General features: G+C 49.6%; 12 protein-coding genes and 1 pseudogene. 2 read left to right on the forward strand and 11 right to left on the reverse strand.

The annotated features are described in order from the left end of the window. Both ACT3R7_RS20190 and ACT3R7_RS20195 read right to left on the reverse strand, forming a co-directional pair. Positions 1–627, reverse strand: a 627-nt coding sequence (locus ACT3R7_RS20190) for a hypothetical protein (RefSeq protein ID WP_496199422.1), incomplete at its 3' end; no start/stop codon positions are given. A gap of 420 nt (positions 628–1,047) precedes the next feature. After that, positions 1,048–1,191: a hypothetical protein gene (locus tag ACT3R7_RS20195; protein ID WP_496199423.1), complete on the reverse strand. Its 144-nt coding sequence runs from the start codon at positions 1,189–1,191 to the stop codon at positions 1,048–1,050. Between the two features lie 446 nt (positions 1,192–1,637). On the opposite strand from ACT3R7_RS20195, the gene ACT3R7_RS20200 reads away from it, so the two are divergent. Beyond that, on the forward strand, positions 1,638–1,913 hold the full coding sequence (locus ACT3R7_RS20200; RefSeq protein WP_496199424.1) for a hypothetical protein: 276 nt from the start codon (positions 1,638–1,640) through the stop codon (positions 1,911–1,913). Then, complete coding sequence (locus ACT3R7_RS20205; protein ID WP_496199425.1) at positions 1,913–2,179, forward strand: hypothetical protein; 267 nt, start codon at positions 1,913–1,915, stop codon at positions 2,177–2,179. The genes ACT3R7_RS20200 and ACT3R7_RS20205 overlap by 1 nt, the downstream gene beginning before the upstream one ends. A gap of 41 nt (positions 2,180–2,220) precedes the next feature. Here the strand turns inward: ACT3R7_RS20205 and ACT3R7_RS20210 are convergent, their stop codons facing one another. The 9 genes and pseudogenes from ACT3R7_RS20210 to ACT3R7_RS20250 form a co-directional block, all read right to left on the reverse strand. Beyond that, complete coding sequence (locus ACT3R7_RS20210) at positions 2,221–2,583, reverse strand: hypothetical protein (RefSeq protein ID WP_496199426.1); 363 nt, start codon at positions 2,581–2,583, stop codon at positions 2,221–2,223. Next, positions 2,580–3,419, reverse strand: coding sequence for an integrase domain-containing protein (locus ACT3R7_RS20215; RefSeq protein ID WP_496199427.1), 840 nt, complete (start codon positions 3,417–3,419; stop codon positions 2,580–2,582). The genes ACT3R7_RS20210 and ACT3R7_RS20215 overlap by 4 nt, the downstream gene beginning before the upstream one ends. 1,145 nt (positions 3,420–4,564) lie before the next feature. Beyond that, a complete protein-coding gene (locus ACT3R7_RS20220; protein WP_496199433.1) occupies positions 4,565–4,855 on the reverse strand; it encodes a hypothetical protein in 291 nt (96 codons plus the stop codon). Positions 4,856–4,864: 9 nt separating this feature from the next. Further along, a pseudogene (locus tag ACT3R7_RS20225) lies at positions 4,865–4,978 on the reverse strand (helix-turn-helix domain-containing protein); the annotation flags it as partial. A 135-nt stretch (positions 4,979–5,113) separates the two neighbouring features. Continuing rightward, positions 5,114–5,923: a replication initiation protein RepM gene (gene repM / locus ACT3R7_RS20230; RefSeq protein ID WP_496199428.1), complete on the reverse strand. Its 810-nt coding sequence runs from the start codon at positions 5,921–5,923 to the stop codon at positions 5,114–5,116. 509 nt (positions 5,924–6,432) lie between these two features. Beyond that, positions 6,433–6,723 (reverse strand): BrnA antitoxin family protein, encoded by a 291-nt coding sequence (locus tag ACT3R7_RS20235; protein WP_496199429.1) that lies wholly within the window; start codon positions 6,721–6,723, stop codon positions 6,433–6,435. Continuing rightward, positions 6,723–7,046, reverse strand: coding sequence for a type II toxin-antitoxin system PemK/MazF family toxin (locus ACT3R7_RS20240; RefSeq protein WP_496199430.1), 324 nt, complete (start codon positions 7,044–7,046; stop codon positions 6,723–6,725). The genes ACT3R7_RS20235 and ACT3R7_RS20240 overlap by 1 nt, the downstream gene beginning before the upstream one ends. Further along, positions 7,043–7,273, reverse strand: a complete 231-nt coding sequence (locus ACT3R7_RS20245) for an antitoxin MazE family protein (protein WP_496199431.1) — start codon at positions 7,271–7,273, stop codon at positions 7,043–7,045. Before ACT3R7_RS20245 ends, ACT3R7_RS20240 begins: the two co-directional genes overlap by 4 nt. Before the next feature lie 418 nt (positions 7,274–7,691). After that, a partial coding sequence (locus ACT3R7_RS20250) for a hypothetical protein (protein ID WP_496199432.1) occupies positions 7,692–8,051 on the reverse strand: 360 nt, incomplete at its 5' end.

Raw genomic sequence — 8,051 nt, forward strand, 5'->3', positions numbered from 1 at the left:
ATCACCATTAAATATATTTAAATAAATTTGATCTCCATTAATAATTTTGATTCCTGATTTCTTGAAAAGACTCCTTGATATTGTTGATTTTCCTGTGGCTGGGCCACTCATCATAAGATACATCGAAGGCTTTTTTTTCCTTACATGAAAAACTAGCTTCTGGGTTTCTTCATGATTTTTTGCGAAACCTTCCCCAGTTATTTTATAAGCAGTGCCTTCAAGGTGTTGAATTATATAAGGTAAAGTTGGTATTTGAATAGGGCTGTCTTCTGAGCCCATTGCTAACTCAACAACGTTCTTCCTTGGCCCAGGGGCGATCAGTGAAGTGGCAATCAAAATCTGGTTGCTATTTAATGATTTTATGATTTCATCAAAAGGATTATCTTTGCTAATAAAGTCCCTGTAATCAATTATTATTACGTCAGATTCTTCAATTGACCCTTCTTTCATTAAGCTTATTTTAGCTGCACCTTCAAAGTCTAGAAATTCCTCAATATCTCGATCTTCTCTGGTTATGGTGAAATGCTTCCCTTTGGCCTTGGGGAGTTTTAGAGAAGATATTTTTTTTAATATATTTTCATCTGACTTACTGAGGCTTTCATCTTTCTTTAGGTAAAAAAATCCCATGTTATAAATATTCCTTGATTATTAATAAATAATATTTCATGCAAGTTAAAATATTTAACGATATGGATCTGTTTGTATATGCTCTCAGTGTAACGTGATGAGAGCACCAATCGGGAGGGCTTTCTCGAAATACTCTTAGAGCTATGCGATTTTCTAGCGGAGTTCTAGGAGTGCACGTCCATTGGCGTACCTTATGGAAATGATGCGGTGCTTCGTTCCGCGTTGACTCCAGACAAGCACAGTAATGGTGCGTTTTTCATCGTAGTTCTGGCGGTCATCTACCATCGGGAGCGTATTGCCGGCAATTCAGAGGATCGCACGGCGGTTTCTGAGCAGTAGATAGCACAACGGCACCTTCGGGTGCCGTTCTCTTGTTACCAACGCTGACGCAGGTTCCTGGCTGTGGAAATGACGAATTAGTTAATCCTCATCGTTCACTTCATCCGGTTCGCCCAACCAACCCGGATCACCTGGCTCCATATCCCAGTCCCGGCTTTTACCGCTGTCTTCTGAACCATTATCGTAGTCGTCGTCATCCCAGGAAGACATTTGAAAGGTGCGCATTTTTGAACTCTCCTAAAGCGATTTAGGTAACTTTTCCCTACTTCTGATGGTTTTGTAAAGCACCTGGGCTCTATGAATTTTCGATCTAGACTTTGTGAATAAAAACTCAAGATAATGAGGATAATCTTGAATATCGGCCTATAAGCGTGGAAATTTCACACAAAATTGACTGACCTTGATAACCAAGGTTATGTCGTCTAGGTTGAAAATGTGTCGAGCAAAGGGTGCTTTTGGAAGGACGACCGAGCAAGGAGCGCTCGATGGGGCCAAGGAGGCATGCGCAGGACGCTCATGAGAGCTTGTCAGGATGGCACTATTTAGAAGCTTGCCCGACTCATCTGCCCAGTGAGTCGGGCTTTTCTTTGCCTGGACTAAAATAAACGTGATTAAATCGCGTTTATTGGCTATAATAGGGGTATCAAAACAGCCCACGGGAACCAGGTACCATGATTGAACGGTGTCACCACGACGAAGCCGCCGCCATGATCGCCACCGCAGGCTGGGGGAAAGATCGCAGCCCTGAATGGCATGCGGGGCTCCATAACGCCGTTGCCTGGCATCTAGCAGACCAGCCGCTTGGCCACGGCCGCTCAACCTGCCCGCATGAGGTCAAAACGGCGCAGCGTGACGCCTGGATCGATGGGTGGGCCGTCGGTCAAGCCGCGTGCTTGCGGGAAGGGATTGATGCGTTTTTAGAGCCACGCCAACAAGGTGATATGTAATGCCTCGTCCCAGAGCCATACAGATCGATGAGGCGCCGCTTTGGGTAGCAGTGTTGCTGGACTATGGTTTTAGCGAGAAAGGCGCTCAGCGGGTCGCGTTGCTCGATCTATTGGGCATTGCACATGATGCCACCGCTTACCCCGACGATATCCCGCATTGGCGACTGGCGGAGCTGCTGCTGCGTTGGGCAGAGCAGTATGTTCCTGGGGAGGATTGGAGACGGTTGCAGGCCAGGGTTAGGAAAAAGCGCTCTGCAACAATATAAATCCTAAGTTTATTTGCTCTGCATGCAGCGCACTTACTCTCTCACGCGATAGGTTTTACGGGCTTCCTCGCTTGCCGGCTCGGCCTTTTCGGTAGCGATTCAGCATACGTTGTTGATGAGGTTGTGCGGTTCATCGACGGTGGGGGCGGTGGCTCGCAGTTGCGCCCGATCATTGTCCATAACTGGCAAATAGCATAGTGGTAGTCTCGCGCTGTACTGGGGGCAAATTGCTGTTGTTCATAAAATTCCAGCACATTCCGTTTACCAATTTGCTCGGGGGGGCGCCCAACCGCTGCGATAAATCGCTCGATACGGGCTGCGGTGTTACGTCTCGAAGTTTTCCCGCCTTTGCGCCGATATAAATCAATTTTTTGCCGCAATTCCCGGCTGATGTTGGCATTCATGCACTATTCCCCAGGTAACTGTTGGTGATACTGATGCGGCCGTGGCCCAGCTCGTTGGCGATCTGCAAACGGGCCTCACGATCAATGTCACGCGGTGCCTGGCCTCCCAGTACCGGTGCGGCATACCCAGTAATTTGTTGGTAACGGTCACAGGCGTAGGCGCTGCGCAGATCGTGCAACCGGCTGACCCCGTGCTGTTGCAGGGTTTCGCGGATATCGCGCAGCCCGTTCTCACGCCAGGATTTCCAGTTTTGATCGGCTGGCATCACCGCTCTGGCGGCCCTCTGTGCAGCGGCAGCTCGCTCTAGAACAGCGAGCTGCCGCGCTGACGTGAGCGGAATTTCCCGCTCGCGACCCCCTTTGGTGCCGTCAGATATCGTGACGGCACCACGCGAGGTAGCCTCACGCAGCGCCGACCGAGCATTGAGTAGTGACGCCTCTTTTGTGCGTAAACCGAACTCCCGAGCTAGCTCTGCAATGGCGACACCACGCTCACTCAGCGCCGCTATGCCTCGTTCTAACTGTGTCCTGTCAAGCCCCGTAGGCGGCGTCTCACGAATAGCACTGCGCTGATCAATGCCGCACTCACGCGTGGGACTCACGCGTTGCCATTCGCCCTGCGTGGCGATGCGCATCAACGTATTGATAGCGGACACGGCGTTTTGCGCGTGCCCCTGGCCAATCTCGTTATTGCTAACGCGATCGGCTAGCTGTTGACCATACTCGATGACGAGTTCACGACTGATGTGTTCCATTTGTTTGACGCCATTTTCGCGTGCAAACGCGGCAAATTGGGCGAAGTTACGTCCTGTTTCGGCGGCATGGGAAAAACCCATGCCAGCTGCTTGGACGGTGTTATTGAGCGCAAATTGCGCCGCTGTGACCATGTTTCGTGATCCCAGTCCAAAATTTCTACTCACGTCCCACCCCGGGCCTGTTTGGTGCCCCGCGAAGCCTTCGCCGCACGGCAGCGCATGTTGAGTTTTGTCGCGAGTCATTGAGGACGCTCGCCGATCCAGGGGGTGGCAAAAATGGGCATAACGTTGGTTTTTAATGGGTACTATGGGGGGAGCCATCCCCCGCGCCGCCGATTGTCACGGTGTGACAAAACGGAGGCTCCGGCCTAGCGCATACGCTCACCCCTACCCAGGGGTGCCCAAACCGCGTGGTGGCAAAAAAAGAAGCGGGAGCGGAGGTGCCAATCTCCGACCGTATCATCCACCTGGTCAGTCAGGTGGCTGTTAGAAAATGTCCTAAACGGACATTTTCGTCGTTTTTCGTCGATAAATTCGTTCGACGAAAAACGTCAGAAGCCGCGTAATACGGCGGTTTACGGCAGATGCCGGTGGCACATAGCTGTTCGTCAGGTGGGGAGCCCACCTGACGAACAGCTATGTGCCAAGGGCTCGTGATGAGCCATAGATAGAGAGGACTGGCTATTGGTCAGAGTCAGGAAGTGCGCACGCTGCTTGAGCGTGCAAGCAACGCAAATGGTTGTGTGGCGACGGCAGGCGATGAACTGCGGCCGACGCAATAAAGTGCAGTGAATGCACACACCAATGCGTTGCTAAATGAGGCGCTGTGAGAACACAGACACGCGAAGACATCTGAACGAGCAAAAGCACGTACAGAAAGATGGAGGTTGGAAACCTGGTAGAGGTAAAACGGGAATTCTCTATAGATGCACGAATGTGCAGGTACACAGAGATGTACTAGAAAAACAGCTATGGGCCGTTTTTTTCACGCAATTCCACCTTGGGATTTGAGCGAGAGGAAAATACTGGTTAGTTTTGCGTGGCCAGTGCTACCACGTTACATCGCTAAAGAGCGATAGAACCTGAAATTTATCAGTAGTATGAGCAGAAGACAATAGGGCTTTTGGCAGAGGCTGTGATGATGAGTGAGATAATGCAATTTTTTGTCGGCGTATCACCTATCTTATTGATTATGTTTGGAACAATTGCATGGGGTGGCTATGAAGTTATGAAGATCTATCGTCGCCGTCGGTAGATGGCTTTGTTTCGAACACTCTGCGAGCCATCGCTCGAAATCCGTGAGGATCATTTTCTGAAGAGTGCTCTTTTTCCGCGGTAGGGGCAGGAAGTTGGCGTAGCTGCGCGACCTCTTCGCGTAATGCGACCAGCTCTTTGTGCATCGCCTGCAACGCTTGCAACATGGCTTGTTGCATTGGGTCTTGAGATGGCGTTGCATTTAGCTGCATTTCCGCTGGCAAGTGCTGCGGTTCACCATAGCAGCGTACTAGCTCAGCCATATCTATTATTCGAGTTCCGTCCCCTCGAAAGCCGCATGATAAGCGGCCTGACTCAATATGACGATGAATAGTACTGCGATGCTTGTGGTACAGCTTCGCTGCCTGAGGAACAGTCAGTTGCATAGGTGGCTACTCTGTTGCATGAAAGCAGTTTCAGGGTAGCGCTAAACACCAAGCTTTACTCAATGGGAACTGCATTCTACTGACTTTTATACACTCTCTTCCCTAGCAATTACTCATTCAAAATGGCCGTAACAATCACTCTTTGATGGTGTAATCAAAGCTTAAGCGCTTGTAGAGAGCACTGTAGCTTTCACCGGGTCGAGCCATCGCCTCAGCTTTGCTCTTGCTAATGATCTTTTTCTTTGGTGTAGCGGAAGGGATAGCCTTGGGCCTAAAACTAAACTCAAAACCACTAATACTGCGCCCGCGCTTGTGCTGCGCATAGCTAGCTTTGATGTCTGTGTGTTCGTTGATTTGCTTGATAGCGAAGTCCAGCACTCGGCGCTTAAAATTGTCCATTCGAGGATAATCATCCGGCTCTAAACCCAATCGCTGCCGCAAGTCAGCAACTTCAATGGCTGGAGTTTTTCCCGTAGAACGCCAAGCAATAAGTAGCTCGTACAGACGTACTGCGTGAACACTAGTTAAGTCTGCAATCTGCTCCAGGGCGTAGTAGGTAAACTTTTCCTTGAGATCAAATAGTAGCGGCTGGACATGAGGCGCAAATGCAAGGCTAACGATGGCTTCACCCTCAAAATATGTAACATGGGAAACCCAGCGACTAACTGTTGTTTTCAAGCCTTTTTCCGTTTCTTGCTGAAACGTAAAGCGACGCTCAAAAAGCTGGCTTGCCGCGTACTGCATCGCTTCATAGGCGGTCTTCATACTCACGCCCCACTGATCGGCATAGTCTCGCGCATGGACAGTCATATCTCCCATGCTCTCTAACTCGCCGTTGGCCCTTGTAACCGCTAACAAGATGAGCCGCTGCTCAGCCAGCGAGATCGAGTACGATGCATTAATAAGCGCATTAGATTTTTTAACGACCTGCTTTTTCGGTGACATACGGCCTCCTCGGTATAACTACGCTATATCTTGATGTAGTTAAATACAAGGAATCCGTAGTGATAACACCCGGAATCCGTAGTGATAACACCCGGAATCCGTAGTGATAACACCCGGAATCCGTAGTGATAACTAGCTAATAATTATTTTAAATCAATTAATTAACACCACCTAAAGTCTTTAAAGACTTTAAATATATTAAAGAAGAGCGCATACGCGCTCGCCTACCCTTCGCTTCGCTCGCCCTGGCCTTCGGCCAGCCTAATGATGACGCGCCAAAGGCGCGGCTAGAGCGGCTTTCGAGGTGCTACGCACCTGCGCCGCAGGTGGGCGCATACGCGCAATGGTTACGTGCAGGCCGCTAGGCCCTCTTGTTGATCAAAAGGGTGTCTAGGCACAGAAGGGGCTGTGGTGGGCGTCAGGAACCGTAGAGCATCAGGTGATGTACATTGCCGGTTACCGCTCGCAAGCTCGCTGCATCGGCCCTGCGGGCCGATCTAAAAGTATTGTTAGTTCAATTCTTGTACGTCATGTTCTTTCAGATATTGGCGAAGCGCTTGATTCATACGGGTTTGCCATCCCTTTCCTGTTTGGCGAAACGCCTCGACAACTTCTTGATCGTAACGAATTTTCACTGGTACCTTTCGTTCACCTACGGGAATGGGAGGGCGTCCACGCCCACGCTTCACGAGGGTATCGCCGTGGTATTGATGCGCTGACTCAAACCACTCGTCTGTTAGCTCGGTCGCTTCATCAGGATCATGCCAGCCATCTTGGTTATTGTTGTGTGCCTCTATCATCACGCAAACCCCAAAAACAGAGCTAATGCCCGGTTAACCGCCAACATTTCGCTATCATCCAAATGGCCGAACGGTTCCCCCAGCTTTTCACGTTTCACCGTCATGGCCTTATCCACCATGACCTGGGAGCGCTTGCGTAAGCCATTTGTCTGGCTGGCTTCCACGCCCACCCTGATCAGCGGCGCATCCACCAGCGTTCCCGTCACCATCAGCACCGTGACTGTTTCGATAGCGGTGAACTGGTCTGACTGAATCACCAAAGCAGGACGCGGTTTCCCAAAGTCCCCTGGTAGGGCAATGGTCACAAGATCTCCGCGCCTCATGCTTCCCACTCGTCGCCATCCATATCCAGTAACGCTGCATCCATAAAGCTATCCAGCTCGTGATCAGCGGCGTCTGCTGCTGCGACTACTTGGCATTGCCGCTGCACTTCTTCAGCAAAACCAGGGCGTCGGGTATCCGGTACCCAAATTTGAATAGGACGTAAACCGGATGCACGAAGAGACGCCCGGTGCTTTTGTACGCGTGTGTTGATATTGGCGGCGACCATGGAGAAGCCCTCCTTTTACTCGTTTCATGTAACATAATGCACCTTTTTCACCGTTACATGCAACGCCTATTTTGGAGGCTTCTTCAGCTGCTAAAAAATTCAAGATAATAGGAAATGTTGCGCCGCTGGGGGCGCGTACGCGCAAACAGCTACAATCCATCAATAGGTCGTCGTGAGGGGCGTTAGCGGACGTGAAGTAGATTGTCCCTAGTTATCCTCGCAAGCTCGCTGCATCGGCTCTACGGGCCTATCTAGGGTGGTTCTTGGCAGGCATGCAGCACATCGACGATGTAAGTGCGGTAGATCACTAGGTAGTTGGGATGCACCACCGCCTCGCGGTGCCACTGACACTACCAGGGAGATACTGGTAGGGTTGCTGGGAAAGCGCTTTTTAATTGGGTATACAAAGTTTTATTTTTCAGTTAATTTTTAATATTTTCAAGAAGTTATAATGTAATTTGCTCGAAATTTTCCTGAATTTCAAGAAATCATCATATCGCTTTCTTCCGAATCCTCTACTGATGAATGAACTTCCCGCGTAAGGATCAATTGAGACAGGGAAAAAGCCCATTTCCGAAGACACGTTCAATATTGCTTTTTGGTATTTTAATGGTATATATGAATCAATAGCGACATCCTCGTTTTGTGACAGTTTAATCCATATGTCAACAAGATCTCTCTCCCAGCCATTTTTCAAAATATTTTTAGTTACAAGGCTTATTTTATTTGTTTTGAAATCTTTTTTAATAAGTGTTTTTAATCTATCACTAGCATCTAA

It is taken from the genome of Halomonas sp. AOP43-A1-21 (assembly GCF_052376775.1).
GTDB lineage: Bacteria > Pseudomonadota > Gammaproteobacteria > Pseudomonadales > Halomonadaceae > Vreelandella > Vreelandella colorata.

Excerpts from the sequence above, each read along its gene's own strand:
- ACT3R7_RS20210 (WP_496199426.1), bottom strand. The coding sequence starts at position 2,583 with ATGAATGCCAACATCAGCCGGGAATTGCGGCAAAAAATTGATTTATAT.
- ACT3R7_RS20235 (WP_496199429.1), bottom strand. The coding sequence starts at position 6,723 with ATGATAGAGGCACACAACAATAACCAAGATGGCTGGCATGATCCTGAT.
- ACT3R7_RS20220 (WP_496199433.1), bottom strand. The coding sequence starts at position 4,855 with ATGGCTGAGCTAGTACGCTGCTATGGTGAACCGCAGCACTTGCCAGCG.
- ACT3R7_RS20240 (WP_496199430.1), bottom strand. The coding sequence starts at position 7,046 with ATGAGGCGCGGAGATCTTGTGACCATTGCCCTACCAGGGGACTTTGGG.
- ACT3R7_RS20195 (WP_496199423.1), bottom strand. The coding sequence starts at position 1,191 with ATGCGCACCTTTCAAATGTCTTCCTGGGATGACGACGACTACGATAAT.
- ACT3R7_RS20205 (WP_496199425.1), top strand. The coding sequence starts at position 1,913 with ATGCCTCGTCCCAGAGCCATACAGATCGATGAGGCGCCGCTTTGGGTA.
- ACT3R7_RS20245 (WP_496199431.1), bottom strand. The coding sequence starts at position 7,273 with ATGGTCGCCGCCAATATCAACACACGCGTACAAAAGCACCGGGCGTCT.
- ACT3R7_RS20200 (WP_496199424.1), top strand. The coding sequence starts at position 1,638 with ATGATTGAACGGTGTCACCACGACGAAGCCGCCGCCATGATCGCCACC.
- repM (WP_496199428.1), bottom strand. The coding sequence starts at position 5,923 with ATGTCACCGAAAAAGCAGGTCGTTAAAAAATCTAATGCGCTTATTAAT.
- ACT3R7_RS20215 (WP_496199427.1), bottom strand. The coding sequence starts at position 3,419 with ATGGGTTTTTCCCATGCCGCCGAAACAGGACGTAACTTCGCCCAATTT.